General features: G+C 73.9%; 15 protein-coding genes. All 15 read left to right on the top strand.

Translation table 11 applies throughout. The annotated features are described in order from the left end of the window. Position 1 precedes the first annotated feature (1 nt). Positions 2–1,156, top strand: coding sequence for an undecaprenyldiphospho-muramoylpentapeptide beta-N-acetylglucosaminyltransferase (gene murG, locus Q0858_RS18665; protein WP_299057665.1), 1,155 nt, complete (start codon positions 2–4; stop codon positions 1,154–1,156). Continuing rightward, complete coding sequence (gene murC, locus Q0858_RS18660) at positions 1,153–2,589, top strand: UDP-N-acetylmuramate--L-alanine ligase (protein ID WP_299057664.1); 1,437 nt, start codon at positions 1,153–1,155, stop codon at positions 2,587–2,589. The genes murG and murC overlap by 4 nt, the downstream gene beginning before the upstream one ends. Continuing rightward, positions 2,582–3,334, top strand: a complete 753-nt coding sequence (locus Q0858_RS18655; protein ID WP_299057662.1) for an FtsQ-type POTRA domain-containing protein — start codon at positions 2,582–2,584, stop codon at positions 3,332–3,334. The genes murC and Q0858_RS18655 overlap by 8 nt, the downstream gene beginning before the upstream one ends. Before the next feature lie 255 nt (positions 3,335–3,589). Next, positions 3,590–4,882 (top strand): cell division protein FtsZ, encoded by a 1,293-nt coding sequence (gene ftsZ, locus Q0858_RS18650; protein WP_299057660.1) that lies wholly within the window; start codon positions 3,590–3,592, stop codon positions 4,880–4,882. 2 nt (positions 4,883–4,884) lie between these two features. Further along, on the top strand, positions 4,885–5,592 hold the full coding sequence (locus tag Q0858_RS18645) for a polyphenol oxidase family protein (RefSeq protein ID WP_299057658.1): 708 nt from the start codon (positions 4,885–4,887) through the stop codon (positions 5,590–5,592). After that, complete coding sequence (locus tag Q0858_RS18640; RefSeq protein WP_299057656.1) at positions 5,589–6,296, top strand: YggS family pyridoxal phosphate-dependent enzyme; 708 nt, start codon at positions 5,589–5,591, stop codon at positions 6,294–6,296. The genes Q0858_RS18645 and Q0858_RS18640 overlap by 4 nt, the downstream gene beginning before the upstream one ends. Positions 6,297–6,353: 57 nt before the next feature. Further along, positions 6,354–6,911: a cell division protein SepF gene (sepF, locus tag Q0858_RS18635; RefSeq protein WP_299057655.1), complete on the top strand. Its 558-nt coding sequence runs from the start codon at positions 6,354–6,356 to the stop codon at positions 6,909–6,911. Between the two features lie 4 nt (positions 6,912–6,915). Further along, positions 6,916–7,212 carry a YggT family protein gene (locus Q0858_RS18630; RefSeq protein ID WP_299057653.1) on the top strand — a complete coding sequence of 99 codons (297 nt, stop codon included), beginning with the start codon at positions 6,916–6,918 and terminating at the stop codon, positions 7,210–7,212. A 162-nt stretch (positions 7,213–7,374) separates the two neighbouring features. Beyond that, the gene (locus tag Q0858_RS18625) at positions 7,375–8,190 is read left to right on the top strand and encodes a DivIVA domain-containing protein (protein ID WP_299057651.1); all 816 of its coding nucleotides are present in this window, start codon (positions 7,375–7,377) and stop codon (positions 8,188–8,190) included. A 275-nt stretch (positions 8,191–8,465) separates the two neighbouring features. Next, complete coding sequence (locus Q0858_RS18620) at positions 8,466–8,909, top strand: TraR/DksA C4-type zinc finger protein (protein WP_299057649.1); 444 nt, start codon at positions 8,466–8,468, stop codon at positions 8,907–8,909. After that, positions 8,882–9,571 (top strand): signal peptidase II, encoded by a 690-nt coding sequence (gene lspA, locus Q0858_RS18615; RefSeq protein ID WP_299057647.1) that lies wholly within the window; start codon positions 8,882–8,884, stop codon positions 9,569–9,571. The genes Q0858_RS18620 and lspA overlap by 28 nt, the downstream gene beginning before the upstream one ends. Positions 9,572–9,585: 14 nt before the next feature. Beyond that, positions 9,586–10,506 (top strand): RluA family pseudouridine synthase, encoded by a 921-nt coding sequence (locus tag Q0858_RS18610; protein ID WP_299057955.1) that lies wholly within the window; start codon positions 9,586–9,588, stop codon positions 10,504–10,506. Further along, positions 10,503–11,276 carry a GNAT family N-acetyltransferase gene (locus Q0858_RS18605; protein WP_299057645.1) on the top strand — a complete coding sequence of 258 codons (774 nt, stop codon included), beginning with the start codon at positions 10,503–10,505 and terminating at the stop codon, positions 11,274–11,276. Before Q0858_RS18610 ends, Q0858_RS18605 begins: the two co-directional genes overlap by 4 nt. Positions 11,277–11,375: 99 nt before the next feature. Next, positions 11,376–14,939: a DNA polymerase III subunit alpha gene (gene dnaE / locus Q0858_RS18600; protein ID WP_299057643.1), complete on the top strand. Its 3,564-nt coding sequence runs from the start codon at positions 11,376–11,378 to the stop codon at positions 14,937–14,939. After that, positions 14,936–15,583, top strand: a complete 648-nt coding sequence (locus tag Q0858_RS18595; RefSeq protein WP_299057641.1) for a hypothetical protein — start codon at positions 14,936–14,938, stop codon at positions 15,581–15,583. Before dnaE ends, Q0858_RS18595 begins: the two co-directional genes overlap by 4 nt. Positions 15,584–16,221: the final 638 nt, after the last annotated feature.

Here is a 16,221-nt window from a genome sequence, read left to right as displayed (position 1 = left end):
GATGTCGACCTCCGAGACCCCCCAGACCTCCCCGCTCCGCGTCCTGCTCGCCGGCGGCGGCACCGCCGGCCACACCTCGCCGCTCCTGGCCACCGCCGACGCCCTCGGCCGCCTGGCGGAGGCCGCCGGCCGCACGGTGGCCGTCACCTGCGTCGGGACCAGCCGCGGCCTCGAGACCCGCGTCGTCCCCGCCGCCGGCTACCCCCTCGAGCTGATCCCGCCGGTGCCGCTGCCGCGGTCGCTGTCGGCCGACCTCGCCCGGGTGCCCAGCCGCCTGCGCGCCGCCGTGCGCGAGGCCGGCGCCGTGCTGGACCGCGTCGACCCGGCTGTGGTGGTCGGGTACGGCGGCTACGTCTCGCTGCCCGTCTACCTCGCCGCGCGGCGTCGCCGGCTGCCCCTGGTCGTCCACGAGCAGAACGCCGTCCCCGGGCTGGCCAACAAGGTCGGCGCCCGCGTCGCCGCCCGGGTCGCCGTGAGCTTCCCCGACACCCCGCTGCCGCGCGCCGAGCACGTGGGCCTGCCCATCCGCCGGATGATCTCCACCCTCGACCGGGCCGCGCTCCGCGCCGAGGCCCGCGCCCACTTCGGGCTCGACGCCGACCGCCCGACCCTGCTGGTGACCGGCGGCTCGCAGGGCGCCCGACGTCTCAACGAGGCCATCACCGGCGCCGCCGGGGCGCTGGCCGACGCGGGCGTGCAGGTGCTGCACGTCGTGGGCCCCAAGAACACCGACCTCACCACCGCCCCGCAGGTCGCGACGCCGTACGTGGTCGAGGGCTTCGTGGACCGCATGGACCTCGCGTACGCCGCCGCGGACCTCGTCGTCTGCCGCGCGGGCGCCTCCAGCGTCACCGAGGCCGCCGCCGTGGGCCTGCCCGCGGTGTTCGTCCCCCTGCCGATCGGCAACGGCGAGCAGGACCACAACGCGCGCCCCGTCGTGGACGACGGCGGCGCCCTGCTCGTCGGCGACGAGGCGATCACCGCCGAGTGGGTCGCGGCGACGGTGCCCGACCTGCTCCGCGACCCCGCACGGCTCGCCGCGATGTCGGAGGCCGCGGGACGACGCGTGCCCCGCGACGCCGACGAGCGGCTGGCCCGCATCGTGCTCGCCGCGGCGGGCTGGACGACGGGCCCCGCGGTGGGGGAGTCGGCATGAGGGTCGCCGTCCCGGAGGTCATCCTCGGTGCGTCCGAGCTGGGCCGCGTCCACTTCGTCGGCATCGGCGGCGCCGGACTGTCCGCCATCGCGAGGCTGATGCTGGCGCGCGGCGTCACGGTGTCCGGCAGCGACGGCACCGACTCGCCGACCCTGGCCGCGCTGCGGGCCGAGGGCGCCGAGGTCCACTTCGGCCACGATGCGGCCCACCTGGCCCACCTGGGGCCGGGCGACACCGTCGTGGTCTCGACCGCGGTCCGCGAGACCAACCCGGAGGTCGTCGAGGCGCTCGCCCGCGACCTGCGCCTGCTGCCCCGCTCGGCCGCGCTCGCCGCGGTCATGGCCGGTCGTCGTACCGTCGCCGTCGCCGGCACCCACGGCAAGACCACCACCACCGGGCTGCTCGTGTCCGCGCTCCTCGCGGCCGGCGCCGACCCGACGTACGCCGTCGGCGGCGACCTCACGGCCACCGGCACGAACGCCGCCGAGGGCACGGGGGAGCTGTTCGTCGCCGAGGCCGACGAGAGCGACGGCGCGTTCCTCGTCTACACCCCGCACGCCGCGGTCGTCACCAACGTCGAGGCCGACCACCTGGACTCCTGGGGCACCGAGGAGGCGTACGCCGCGGCCTTCGTCGACTTCCTCGACCGCGTCGAGCCCGGCGGGCTCGTCGTCCTCGTCGTCGACGACCCCGGCGCCGCCCGCCTCGCCGACGCCGCCCGCGCGCGCGGCCTGCGGACCGTGACGGTGGGGGAGTCCGAGGAGGCGTCCGTGCGCGCGGCCGACCTCGTCTTCGCCGGGAGCACCTCGTCGTTCACCGTCCACGACGACGGCGTCGGGCTCGGCACGGTGACCCTGCGGATCCCCGGGCGCCACTACGTGCTCGACGCCCTCGCCGCGCTGGCGTGCGGGCTGCGGCTGGGCTTCGCGTTCGACGACCTCCGCGCCGGGCTCGAGGCCTTCACCGGCACCCGACGCCGGATGGAGCACAAGGGCACGGCCGCCGGCGTCGACGTCTACGACAGCTACGCCCACCACCCCGCGGAGATCGCCGGGGACCTGCAGGCCGCCCGCTCGGTCGCGGGCGAGGGCCGCGTGCTGGTCGCCTTCCAGCCGCACCTGGTCTCCCGCACCCGCCTGATGGGCGCCGAGATGGGTGCCGCGCTCGGCGCCGCCGACGAGGTCGTCGTCCTCGACGTCTACCTCGCCCGCGAGGACGCCGACCCCGAGGTCACCGGTGCGCTGGTGGCCGACGCCGTCCCCCTGCCCGCCGGCTCGGTGCGCCACGAGCCCGACGCCGAGGCGGTGCCGGCGCTGCTCGCCTCCCTGGCCCGTCCGGGGGACCTGGTGCTCACCCTCGGCGCGGGGGACGTCACCCGGCTGGCCCCGCTGGCCCTGGGGCTGCTCCGCGAGCGGGAGGGCCGCGATGGCTGAGGAGCGCGCCCGCACGGGACGCGACGACCGCCGCTTCGCCCGTCGCCGCTGGGCGCGCCGGCTCGCGGGGTGGCGCACCGTGCTCGCGCTCGTCCTCGTCACGGCCCTCGTGGGCACCGGCACCTGGCTCGTCGGGTGGTCCGACGTCCTGTCCGTCAAGGGCGTGGAGGTCGCCGGCGCCGAGGAGACCGTCACCGCCGCGGACGTCCGGCGCGCCGCGGCCGTCGAGGAGGGCGAGCCGCTGGCCCGCGTCGACCTGGACGCCATCCGCAGCCGCGTCGAGTCCCTCGCCGCGGTCCGCTCGGCCGACGTGTCCCGCGAGTGGCCCGACGCCGTCCGCGTCTCGGTCACCGAGCGTCAGGCCGTCGCCCTGGTCGAGATCGGCGGCGTCGTGCGTGGGATGGACGTCGACGGTGTCGCGTTCCGCCGCTACTCCGGCGACCCGCCGTCGATGCCCCGGGTCGAGACGGACTCCTCCGTCACCGCCGAGGCGCTGCGGGAGGCCGCCCGCGTGGTGGTCGCGATGCCCGCGGACCTCGCCGGACGCGTCGAGGCCGTCCGGGTCGACTCCGTCGACGCGATCACGTTGTCGCTGCGCGACGGCCGCACGGTGCGGTGGGGGAGCGCGGAGTCGTCGGAGCAGAAGTCCTCCGTCCTCGCTGTCCTGCTGCGCGAGGACGCCCTGGCGTACGACGTCAGCGTGCCCAGCGACCCGACGTACTGCACCGACCCCGCCTGCGCCTGAACCGGCGCTGGACCGGCGCTGGACCGGCTCCCGACCGGGCCTCCGGCCCGTCACCCGAGTGACGCGTGTGACTTCGGTGCGGCGGAACCGGGCGTGTCGGTCGCGAAGGCGACGCCCCGGCCCTAACGTTCTACCCGTGCGGGGTTGACATAACTATAACCCTCAGCAAGAGGGTTAAGGTTTTACCTCGAACGACCAGAGCACCGAGCAGGACCCGGAGAGCGACCGGGCACCCCACCGAGAGGCGATCACGCCGTGGCAGCACAGAACTACCTGGCCATCATCAAGGTCGTCGGCATCGGCGGTGGCGGCGTCAACGCCGTGAACCGGATGATCGAGGTCGGTCTCAAGGGTGTCGAGTTCATCGCGATCAACACCGACGCGCAGGCGCTGCTCATGAGCGACGCCGACGTGAAGCTCGACATCGGCCGTGAGCTGACCCGCGGCCTCGGCGCCGGCGCGAACCCGGAGGTCGGCGGCCAGGCCGCCCAGGACCACGCCGACGAGATCGAGGAGGTCATGAAGGGCGCCGACATGGTCTTCGTGACCGCCGGCGAGGGCGGCGGCACGGGCACCGGCGGTGCCCCCGTCGTCGCCAAGATCGCCCGCTCGCTCGGCGCCCTGACCATCGGTGTCGTCACGCGCCCCTTCGCGTTCGAGGGTCGCCGTCGCGCCAACTCCGCGGAGGAGGGCATCGCCGCCCTGCGCGAGGAGGTCGACACCCTCATCGTCATCCCGAACGACCGGCTGCTGTCGATCAGCGACCGCAGCGTCTCGGTGCTCGACGCGTTCAAGCAGGCCGACCAGGTGCTGCTCCAGGGCGTCTCGGGCATCACCGACCTCATCACCACCCCGGGCCTGATCAACCTCGACTTCGCCGACGTGAAGTCGGTCATGGCCAACGCGGGCTCCGCCCTCATGGGCATCGGCTCGGCCCGCGGCGACGACCGCGCCGTGGCCGCCGCCGAGATGGCCGTGTCGTCCCCGCTGCTGGAGGCCTCCATCGAGGGCGCCCAGGGCGTCCTGCTCTCCATCGCCGGCGGTTCCGACCTCGGTCTGTTCGAGATCAACGAGGCCGCCGCGCTGGTCGCGGAGTCCGCCCACGGCGAGGCCAACATCATCTTCGGCGCGACCATCGACGACGCGCTCGGCGACGAGGTCCGCGTCACCGTCATCGCCGCCGGGTTCGACGGCGGCATGCCCAAGCGCCGCGACGACGGCATGGCGCTGCGCCGCAGCGCGCGGCCGGCGTCCTCGGGAGCCCCCGCGGGTGGTTCGGGCGGTTCCGGCGGGTCCGCCCCGTCGGGTGGCGGGGCCAGCGCCTCGCGCCCCGGCGGCTCCGCGCCGTCGTCCGACCGCTCGTCCCGTCCGTCCCCCGGGCAGGGCGCCACAGAGCGTGCGGGCGCCCCGGCACCCCGGGAGACCCCGGCCGCGCCGGAGCCCCGCCGCGAGGAGCGGGACCAGCGGGACCAGGCGCCCGCCAAGCCCGCGCCGAAGCCGGTCGAGTTCGAGGACGACGACCTCGACGTGCCCGACTTCCTCAAGTAGGCGTGTTCCTCCACGCCGCCTCGGTCCCCACCGCGGCAGGGGGGACCGTCGAGGTCCGCTTCACCGACGCGAGCCTCGACCTCCAGGGCGACCGGCCCGGCTTCGCGGCCGACCTGGCCGCGCTCGAGGCCGAGACCGGCGCCCGCTTCGCCCGGCTGAGCCAGGTCCACTCCGACGTCGTCCACGAGGTCGTCGCCGACCCGGGCCCGGGCCCGCGGGACGACGTGCCGGTCGGTGACGGCCTGGTCGGCGCCGTGCCCGGGGTGGGGCTGATGGTCCGGGTCGCCGACTGCGTCCCCGTCGTCCTGGCGGACCCCGGCACCGGCGTCCTCGGTGTCGCGCACGCCGGCCGCGAGGGCGTGCGGCTCGGCGTGGTCACCCGCACCGTCGAGCGCCTGCGCCGACTCGGTGCCGGACCCGCCCTGCGGGCCTGGGTGGGACCGCACGTGTGCGGGTCCTGCTACGAGGTCCCCGCGGCGATGCGCACCGCCGTCGCGGACGTCGTCCCCGCCACCGCCGCGCGCACCCGCACGGGCACGCCGGCCCTCGACCTCGGCGCCGGGGTGCTCGCCCAGCTGGCCCTCGCCGGCGTCCCGGCCGAGACCGTCGGCGGCTGCACGCTCGAGGATCCCGCCGCCCACTCCTACCGCCGCGACGGGGCGGCGTCCGGCCGTCTGGCCGGTCTGGTCTGGACGGAGGGCCGAGCGTGAGCGCCGCGCGCGAGCAGGAGCTCGCCGAGCGCCTGGCCGCCGTCCGGGCCCGGATCGACGCCGCCTGCACCGACGCCGGCCGCGGGGCCCACGAGGTCACCCTCGTCGCCGTCACCAAGTTCTTCGGCGCCGCCGACGTGCGCGCCCTGGCCGCCCTCGGCGTCACCGACGTGGGGGAGAACCGCCACCAGGAGGCCGAGGAGAAGGCCGCGGAGTGCGTCGACCTCGGCCTGCGCTGGCACTTCGTCGGCGGCCTGCAGAGCAACAAGGCCGGCGCCGTCGCGCGGTGGGCCGACGTGGTCGAGTCCGTCGACCGCACCAAGCTCGTCGGACGCCTCGACGCCGGGGCCGCGGACCGCGACCGCCCGCTGGACTGCCTGGTCCAGGTCAGCCTCGACGCCCCCGGCTCCTCGGGCGCCCGGGCGGGCTGTCCGCCCGACGAGCTGCCCCGCCTCGCCGAGGCCGTCGCCGGCTCCGAGCACCTGCGGCTGCGCGGCCTGATGGCGGTGGCCCCGACCGGCGAGGACCCCGCCGCCGCGTTCGACCGGCTGGCCTCGCTGCACGCCGGCCTGCGCGCCGACCACCCGGACGCGACCTGGCTGTCCGCCGGCATGAGCAACGACCTCGAGCAGGCCGTGGCCGTCGGCGCGACACACGTGCGTGTCGGCCGCGCGGTCCTCGGCGAGAGGCCCTCGAGCCAGTAGTGTCCAGAACACGATCGGCGCCCCGGCCGGGGCGCAGGAGCCCGGAGGATTTCACCCATGGCTGGTGGCATGCGCAAGTTCGGCGAGTACCTCGGCCTGCTCGAGGACAGTGACCGGTACGACCAGTACGACGAGGACGTCGACCTGGCCCGCACCGGGACGTCTCCCGAGCGTGCCCGCCCCGCGGCGCGGACGCAGCACCCGGAGGGCTCCGCCCACCCGGGTCACTCGGTGCAGGCCGCCACGTCGGCGGAGCGTGCGGTCGCCCGCCCCGCGGCCGTGGCCGACCTGGCCGAGCGACGTCGTCCGACCCCGGCCCCGCAGTCGGTGGCCGAGCTGTCGAAGATCACGACGCTGCACCCGCGCACCTACAACGAGGCGCGCACCGTGGGCGAGAACTTCCGCGACGGCACGCCCGTGATCATGAACCTCTCGGAGATGGACGACTCGGACGCCAAGCGCCTCGTCGACTTCGCCGCCGGCCTCACCTTCGCCACGCGTGGCACCATCGAGCGTGTGACCAACAAGGTGTTCCTGCTCTCGCCCCCCAACGTGACCGTGGCTGCGGAGGACAAGCAGCGCATCGTCGAGGGCGGCTTCTTCAACCAGAGCTGACGCGGTGCTACTCGTCGGGCAGGTCATCCACACGATCCTGTGGATCTTCATCGCCCTCCTGTGGATCCGCTTCGTCGTCGACTGGGTGCAGGTCTTCGCGCGCTCCTGGTCGCCGTCGGGGTTCCTCCTCGTCGTCCTCGAGGTCGTCTACTCGGTCACCGACCCGCCCATCAACGCGCTGCGCAAGGTGATCCCGCCGCTGCGCCTGGGCTCGGTCGCGCTGGACCTCAGCTTCCTCATCGTGCTGTTCGGCGCCTACCTGCTGCTGCAGCTCAACGCCGCCACGCTGCTCTCGGCCTGACGCTCCCGCGTCCGGTCCTCCGGGCCCGGCGCGGGCTCCGTCGTCCGCCCGGTCGCGCCCGGGTCGCCTGACTTCGCAGGTCAGGGGCCCGAGGCGCTATGGTCGTTCGGATGGGTCCGTCGAGGCGGACCCGACACTGCTGTCTATCGAATGGGTGAGGTCATGCCGCTGACGCCTGAGGACGTGAGCAACAAGCGCTTTACGCCCGTCCGGCTCCGCGAGGGCTACGACATGGGTGAGGTCGACCAGTTCCTCGACGAGGTCGAGGCCGAGCTGGCCCGACTGGTACGGGAGAACGAGGACCTGCGCTCGAAGCTCGCGGCCGCCCAGTCGGGCGGCGGGTCCCCGGCGTACGGCGGCCAGTCCGCGCCGTCCACGCCGTCCACGCCGCCGAAGCCCGAGCCGGCCCCGCAGCTGCAGAAGCAGCCGGAGCCGACCCCGGAGCCGACCCCGGCGCCGACCCCGGCCCCCGTGACGCAGCCCGTCGCGGTCGCCCCGGCCGCCGCTCCGGTCGAGACCATCCGGGTGGAGACGGTCCCCGAGGCGTCCAACGCCGCGGCCCGTCTGCTCGAGATCGCGACGCGCAACGCCGACGAGCTCGTCGAGGAGGCCAAGAACGAGGCCGACAAGATCGTCGGGGCCGCCCGCACCAAGGCGGACCGCCTGACGACCGAGTCGAAGACGAAGGCCGACCAGCTCGAGTCCGACGCGCGCACCCGCGCGCAGATGCTCGACCAGGAGACCGCCGAGCGTCGTCAGCAGGTCTTCGGTGACCTGGAGCGCGAGCGGGACAAGCTCAACAGCGAGGTCGAGAACCTCCGCTCGTTCGAGCGCGAGTACCGCTCGCGGCTCAAGAGCTACTTCACGCAGCAGCTCGAGGCGCTGGGCAACCCGTCGTCCGACACGCCGCAGCAGCCCACGGAGGGGACGCCCGCGCCCAAGCGCCTGCGCTCCATCCTGGGCGACGAGGAGGCCTGAGCCTCCCCGTCACGGCCAGCCACGACACCGGCCCCGGAACCCGCGCACCGTCGCGGGTCCCGGGGCCGAGTCGCGTCCGGCGGGCGCGGACGCGGTCGGTTGTGGCCGCCCGTCGTCCAGCCACTAGGGTTCTGCTCGCCCGTGTGCCCCCCGAGGTCGCCACGGGACTCGACCAGGCGTGTCGGGGGTACGGCGGAGGGTGCGCCGTGCAGCGGCACGCAGCACCGTGGAGACGGGGCCCCGGCCCCCAGGCGACGACGACGAAGAGGGCCACCGTGACGAAGTCCGACGCGACACCCGAGACCATCTCGGCCGAGTCCGTGGCGCCCCGCCTGGCGGTCGCCGAGGGCGACGACCCCTGGACCGCCGCCGAGGTGACCGAGGTGCTGGACGAGTTGCAGCAGGCGCGCGAGCGGCTCGGCGCGCTGGTGCGTGGCCAGGAGGAGGAGCTCGCCGGCCTCATGCGCGACGCGGGCGACGGCGCGGGCCACGACCAGGCCGACGTCGGGGCCACCAGCTTCGAGCGCGACCACGAGCTGACGGTGGTCAACAACGAGCGCGAGGCGCTCGAGCAGATGGACCACGCCCTCGCGCGGATCGCCGCCGGCACCTACGGGCTGTGCGAGTCCTGCGGCAACCCGATCGGCAAGGCACGGCAGATGGCTTTTCCCCGTGCGTCACTCTGTCTGGCGTGCAAGCAGCGCGAGGAACGCCGCTGACCTCCGCGGACCCGCCGACGTCGACGGACGAGGCCGACAGCACCGACCCCCGGCCGTCGCGCCGGCGGGCGCCGTACCTGGTGCTGCTCGCGCTCGTCGCGTCCACGGCGTACGCGCTGGACGTGGCGACGAAGATCCTGGCCGTCGAGCGGCTCGAGCCGTCCTCGAACGTCGAGCTCGTCGGCCCCTGGCTGACGCTGACGCTCGTCCGCAACCCCGGCGCGGCGTTCTCCACCGGCACGGAGTTCACGGCCGTCCTCAGCGTCATCGCCATCACCGCGGCCCTCGTGGTGCTGTGGGTGGCGCGACGGGTGGCCAGCCGCTGGTGGGCCGTCGGGCTCGGCCTGCTCCTCGCCGGGGTGCTCGGCAACCTCACCGACCGGATGCTGAGGGCCCCCGGCCCGTTCCACGGCGAGGTCATCGACTTCCTGCGGCTGCCGAACTGGCCGGTGTTCAACATCGCGGACATCTGCATCAACGTCGCGGCGGGTGTCATCATCCTGCAGGCCTTCCGGGGCGTCCGGGTGGACGGGACCCGCGAGGCCGACCACGCCCCGAGCGAGAAGGACCCGGCGGACGACACGGCGGACGACACGGCGGGCGACCCGGCAGCTGACACGGCGGGCGACACGGCGGGCGACACGGGGGAGCGGACCCCGTGACGGCGTCGTCGGAGCTGCGGGTCGTGTCGGTCCCGGACGGCCTGGCCGGGGAGCGCGTCGACACCGCCATGGCGCGGATGTTCGGCTTCTCCCGGAACCGGTGCGCGGAGCTGATCTCCCAGGGCCTCGTGGTCCTCGACGGCGACACCGCCGCGAAGTCGGCCCGGGTGGACGCCGGGGCGATGCTCGAGGTCACGATCCCCGAGGAGGCCGACCCGCTGGCGATCCGGCCGGAGGTCGTCGAGGGGGTCGGGATCATCCACGACGACGACGACGTCGTGGTGGTCGACAAGCCCGTCGGCGTCGCCGTGCACCCCTCGCCGGGCTGGACCGGCCCGACCCTCGTCGGGCACCTGCGGGCCGCCGGCTTCACCATCGCCACCAGCGGCGCCTCCGAACGGCAGGGCATCGTCCAGCGGCTCGACGTCGGGACCTCCGGCGTGATGGTGGTCTGCAAGTCCGAACGTGCCTACTCGGTGCTGAAGAACGCGTTCCGCGACCGCGAGGTCGAGAAGACCTACCACGCGCTGGTCCAGGGCCACCCCGACCCGCTGGAGGGCACGATCGACGCGCCGATCGGACGGCACCGGGGTGCGGACTGGCGCTTCACGGTGCGCGAGGACGGCAAGCCGTCGGTGACGCACTACGCGACGCTCGAGGCCCACCGCTTCGCGAGCCTGCTCGAGGTGCACCTGGAGACCGGCCGCACCCACCAGATCCGCGTGCACATGTCCGCGCTGCGCCACCCCTGCGTGGCCGACCTGACGTACGGCGCCGACCCGACCCTGGCCGCCCGCGTCGGGCTGGAGCGGCAGTGGCTGCACGCCGTCCGGCTCGGCTTCGCCCACCCGGACGACGGGCGGTGGGTCACCTACGACTCGCCGTACCCGACCGACCTCGAGCGCGCCCTGGACGTGGTGCGAGGCAGCGCGTGACCGGCTGCCGACCGGCGGTCCCGGCGGACCTCCCCGCGTTGGCGGAGGTGTTCCTCGCCTCCCGGGCCGCCGCGGCCCCGGCGATGCCGCCGGTCCCCGCCGCCGCGGTGCCCCACGTCCGCCGCGACATCGCCTCCTGGGACCTCGACCGCCGCGAGGTCTGGGTCGCCGTGGAGGGACAGGACGTCGTCGGCTTCGCCGCCGTGGTCGACGACTGGCTCGAGGCGCTGTACGTCGCCCCCGACGCGCAGCGCGCCGGCGTCGGCTCGATGCTGCTCGAGGTGGTCACGGCCCTGCGCCCGCGAGGCTTCTGCCTGTGGGTGTTCACCGACAACGCCCCGGCGCGGGCGTTCTACGCCGCCCACGGGCTGCTCGAGCTGGAGCACACCGACGGGTCGGCGAACCCCGAGCGCACGCCCGACCTGCGGATGGTGTGGCCCGGGGCCGACCCCGTGGGGACGCTGCGCCGCCTCGTCGACGACGTGGACCACGAGCTGGGCGACCTCCTGCAGCGCCGCGTCGCGCTCACCCGGGTCATCCAGGACCTCAAGACCGACACCGCCCGCGACCCGGGCCGCGAGGCCGACGTCGTGCGCCGCGTGGCCGCCCGCGCGCCCGCCCTGGGGGAGGACCGGGTGGCGCGGGTCATGGCGGTCCTCATCGCCGAGAGCCTCGACGCGGCGGCGTCCCGCACGGCCTCCCACGCGGGCTCCCACGGACCGCCGGACCCGCTGTCGGCGGTCCCTGGCAGCCTCGGACCGCTGGCGTAGGCTGACGGCTCTTCCCCGCCTGATCGTCCGTCACGACCCCACCGGCAGAACCGCTCCACCGTCCTGCACCTCCGACCCGGCGAGGAACCCGGCACCACGATGGCGACCCCCGCGAACGACCAGTTCGTCCACCTGCACGTCCACACCGAGTACTCCATGCTCGACGGCGCGGCCCGCCTCGGCGCGCTGACCCAGCGGGCCGCCGAGCTCGGCCAGCCCGCCGTGGCCATGACCGACCACGGCAACGTCTTCGGCGCCTACGAGTTCTACCGGAAGGCGAAGGACGCCGGGGTCAAGCCGATCATCGGCATCGAGGCCTACTTCACGCCGAACTCCTCGCGCTTCGACAAGTCGGGCCACTTCTTCTACGACGGCCGCAAGGACCCCCGCGGCGACGTCTCGGCGGGCGGCGCCTACACGCACATGACGCTGCTCTCGGAGACGACCGAGGGCATGCACAACCTGTTCCGGCTCTCGACCGGTTCGTGGCGCGACGGCTACTTCAAGCAGCCCCGCATGGACCGCGAGCTGCTGAGCCAGCACGGGCGCGGCCTGATCGGCACGACCGGCTGCCCGTCGGGCGAGGTGCAGGTCCACCTGCGCCACGACAACTACGAGGCGGCCCGCGCGGTGGCGGGCGAGTTCCAGGACATCCTGGGCCGCGAGAACTACTTCCTCGAGCTGATGGACCACGGCCTGTCCATCGAGAACCAGGTCCGCGACGGCCTGCTGCGCCTGGCGCAGGACCTGAAGATCCCGCTGCTCGCGACGAACGACTCCCACTACGTGATGAAGGAGGACTCCGCCTCCCAGGAGCACCTCCTCTGCATCAACTCCGGCTCCACGATGGACATCCCCGCCGGCGACGGCCCGGGCCAGCGGTTCGCCTTCTCGGGCGACGGCTACTACCTGAAGACCGCGGCCGAGATGCGGGAGATCTGGCGCGACCTTCCGGAGGCCTGCGACAACACCCTGCTCGTCGCCCAGCGGTGCGACGTCGAGTTCACCCCCGGCAACGGCACCTACATGCCCCGCTTCCCGGTGCCGGAGGGCCACACGGAGCAGACCTGGCTGGTCGAGGAGGTCGACCGCGGGCTCGCCGTCCGCTACCCGCACGGCGTGCCCGACGAGGTCCGCAAGCAGGCCGACTACGAGCTCGGCGTCATCACGACGATGGGCTTCCCCGGCTACTTCCTGGTCGTCGCCGACTTCATCAACTGGGCGAAGGACAACGGCATCCGGGTGGGCCCTGGTCGTGGCTCCGGCGCGGGCTCGATGGTGGCCTACGCGATGCGGATCACCGACCTCGACCCGCTGGTCCACGGCCTGATCTTCGAGCGGTTCCTCAACCCCGACCGCGTCTCGATGCCCGACTTCGACATCGACTTCGACGAGCGTCGTCGCGGCGAGGTCATCCGCTACGTCACCGACAAGTACGGCGACGAGCGGGTCTCCTACATCGTCACCTACGGCACCATCAAGGCGAAGCAGGCCGTCAAGGACTCCAGCCGGATCCTCGGCTACCCGTTCGCGATGGGCGACCGGATCACCAAGGCCATGCCGGCGTCGGTGATGGGCAAGGACGTGCCCCTGCAGGAGGTCTTCGACCCGAACCACAAGCGGTACGGCGAGGGCGGCGAGTTCCGCTCGCTGTACGAGCAGGAGGTCGACGTCAAGCGCGTCGTCGACACCGCGATCGGCATCGAGGGCCTCAAGCGCCAGTGGGGCGTCCACGCGGCCGGCGTGATCATGTCCAGCGAGCCGCTGATCGACGTGATCCCCCTGCTCAAGCGGCCCGCCGACGGGGCCATGATCACGCAGTTCGACTACCCGACGTGCGAGTCGCTCGGCCTGATCAAGATGGACTTCCTGGGGCTGCGCAACCTCACGGTCCTCGACGACGCGGTGAAGAACATCGAGCTCAACCGCGGCGAGACCGTCGTCCTGGAGGACCTCGAGCTGACCGACGGCCCGACGTACGAGCTGCTGCAGCGGGGCGACACCCTCGGGGTGTTCCAGCTCGACGGCGGCCCGATGCGTGCGCTGCTGCGCTCGATGAAGCCGGACACCTTCGAGGACATCTCCGCGGTCGGCGCGCTCTACCGTCCCGGCCCGATGGGCGCGGACTCGCACAACAAGTACGCCCGCCGCAAGACCGGGCGCGAGCCGGTGGAGCCGATCCACCCCGAGCTCGCCGAGGCGCTCGAGGACGTCCTGGGGGAGACGTACGGCCTGATCGTGTACCAGGAGCAGGTCATGGCCATCGCGCAGAAGCTCGCGGGCTACAGCCTCGGCCAGGCGGACATCCTGCGTCGCGCGATGGGCAAGAAGAAGAAGGAGGAGCTGGACAAGCAGTACGTCGGCTTCTCGGGCGGCATGAAGGAGCGGGGCTACTCCGAGGCCGCCATCAAGACGCTGTGGGACATCCTGCTGCCGTTCTCCGACTACGCCTTCAACAAGGCGCACTCGGCGGCGTACGGGCTGGTGTCGTACTGGACGGCGTACCTCAAGGCGAACTACCCCGCGGAGTACATGGCCGCGCTCCTGACGTCCGTGAAGGACGACAAGGACAAGATGGCGATCTACCTCAACGAGTGCCGTCGCATGAAGATCCAGGTCCTCCCGCCCGACGTGAACGAGTCGCAGGCGACGTTCACCTCGGTGGGCGCCGACATCCGGTTCGGCCTCACCGCGGTCCGCAACGTCGGCGCCAACGTCGTCGACGGCATCGTCGCGGCACGCGCCGAGCAGGGCCGCTACACCGGCTTCGACGACTTCCTCGGCAAGGTCCCCGCCCCGGTGTGCAACAAGCGGGTCGTGGAGTCGCTGATCAAGGCCGGCGCGTTCGACGACATGAAGCTGCGACGTCGGGCTCTGGTCGCCGTCCACGAGGGCGCCGTCGACCAGTACGTCGACATCAAGCGCAACGAGGCCATCGGCCAGGACTCGCTGTTCGCGGGGCTCGACGACGGGGACGGTGGCGCCGGGTTCGGCGTCTCGGTGGCCGTGCCCGACCTCGACGAGTGGGACAAGACCACCCTGCTCGGCCACGAGCGCGACATGCTCGGTCTCTACGTGTCCGACCACCCGCTGCTGGGCATGGAGCACGTGCTGTCGCGGGGCACCGACTGCACCATCGGCGCGCTGCTGCTGGACGAGGAGCGGCCCGACGGGGCGATGGTCACCGTGTCCGGCCTGGTCACCGCCGTGCAGCGCAAGATCACCAAGCGCGGCGACGCCTGGGCGACGGTCACCCTGGAGGACCTCGAGGGCGGGATCGAGGTGCTGCTGTTCCCGAACAGCTACCAGCTGGCCGCCCCGTTCCTCGGTCAGGACGCCATCCTCACCGTCAAGGGCCGGCTCTCCCGCGACAAGGAGACCCCCGAGCTGCGCGGCCAGGAGGTGACGGTCCCCGACCTGTCGCAGGGCAGCTCCGGGCCGGTCGTGCTGTCGCTGCCGTCGACCCGCTGCACGCCGCCGGTCGTCGCCTCCCTCAAGGCCGTCCTCGGCACCCACCCGGGGACGACCGAGGTACAACTGAGGCTGATGGCCCGCCAGCAGACCACCGTGCTCCGCCTCGACGACGCGCTCCGCGTGACGCCGAGCTCGGCGCTCTTCGCCGACCTGAAGCAGCTCCTGGGTCCGGGGTGCCTCGCCGGGTGAGGGCGACGGGACCGACGCGCGAGCGACGCGTCGTCTGGCCGGCCGCGGTCGCGGTCGCCCTGCTCGTCGCCGGTGCGGTCGCGGGTGTCCTGTGGTGGGCGCTGTGGACGCCGCCGACCGGGGTGGCGCTCGCCGGCGAGTTCGTCCTCGACTCCGACGGCGCCCGCTCGGCCTTCGACGCCACCGGCACCTTCGTGGTCATCGCGCTCGCCCTGGGCTTGGTGGCCGGGCTGGTCGTCGGTTGGGTCACCCGCCGCGACGAGCTCGCCGTGGTGGGGGTGGCCACCGTCGCCGCGGTCGTCGCCGGGCTGCTGATGTACGCCGTGGGCCACCTGCTCGGCCCGCCCGACCCGTCGTCCCTGGCCGACGGCGCCGAGGACTACACCCCGCTGGTGGGCGACCTCACCCTCGCGGGCCCCGCCCCGTGGCTCGCCCTCCCCGGCGGGCTGCTCGTCGGCCTCGTCGTCACCCTGCTCGGCTTCGCCCGCTCCGCCGACCGCCCTGACGCCGAGCACGGCGGGCCCGGGGAGCACGGCGACGACGCCACCCATGCCGACCGCGGCCCGCGCGCCGGGCTCGGCGACCCCGCTGCGGGGACGGCCTCGTTGGACTGGCGCGGGACCCGGCCCGAGCGCACCCCCTGACGCTGAGTCGGCCCGAACGCACCCGTCAGGGGCGCCGAGTCGGCCCGAACGCACGCGCCAGCGACGTCGAGTCGGCCCGAACGCGCGCGTCAGCGACGCCGAGTCGGCCCGAACGCACTCGCCAGCGACGCCGAGTCGGCCCGAACGCACTTGTTAGGGGCGTCGAGTCGGCCCGAGCGCACGGTCAGGGGCGTCGAGTCGGCCCGAATGCATGCGTCAGGGAGGTCGGGTCGGCCCGAATGCACGCGTCGGGGAGGTCGGGTCGGCCTGAACGCACCCGTCAGGGGCGTCGAGTCGGCCCGAGCGCACGGTCAGGGGCGTCGAGTCGGCCCGAATGCACGCGTCAGGGAGGTCGGGTCGGCCCGAATGCACGCGTCGGGGAGGTCGAGTCGGCCCGAACGCACGCGCCAGGGGCGTCGAGTCGGCCCGAGCGCACGCGTCAGCGACGCCGAGTCGGCCCGCACGCAGACGTCGGGGAGGTCGGGTCGGCCCCGACGGTGACAGTTCGGGCCGACTCGGGCCTGATATTGGGTGCGTACGGGCCGACTCGGGCCTCGTACGGCGTGCGTTCGGGCCGACTCGGGCCTGATATTGGGTGCGTACGGGCCGACTCGGGCCTGGTACGGCGTGCGTTCGGG

The sequence above is a fragment of the uncultured Nocardioides sp. genome, assembly GCF_947489365.1.
Classification (GTDB): domain Bacteria; phylum Actinomycetota; class Actinomycetes; order Propionibacteriales; family Nocardioidaceae; genus Nocardioides.
Note: the sequence above shows the minus strand (reverse complement) of the source record. Positions and strands in the feature narration are given on the sequence as shown.

Coding starts and splice junctions, on each gene's coding strand:
- murC (WP_299057664.1), top strand. CDS start 1,153: ATGAGGGTCGCCGTCCCGGAGGTCATCCTCGGTGCGTCCGAGCTGGGC.
- murG (WP_299057665.1), top strand. CDS start 2: ATGTCGACCTCCGAGACCCCCCAGACCTCCCCGCTCCGCGTCCTGCTC.
- Q0858_RS18625 (WP_299057651.1), top strand. CDS start 7,375: ATGCCGCTGACGCCTGAGGACGTGAGCAACAAGCGCTTTACGCCCGTC.
- Q0858_RS18655 (WP_299057662.1), top strand. CDS start 2,582: ATGGCTGAGGAGCGCGCCCGCACGGGACGCGACGACCGCCGCTTCGCC.
- sepF (WP_299057655.1), top strand. CDS start 6,354: ATGGCTGGTGGCATGCGCAAGTTCGGCGAGTACCTCGGCCTGCTCGAG.
- dnaE (WP_299057643.1), top strand. CDS start 11,376: ATGGCGACCCCCGCGAACGACCAGTTCGTCCACCTGCACGTCCACACC.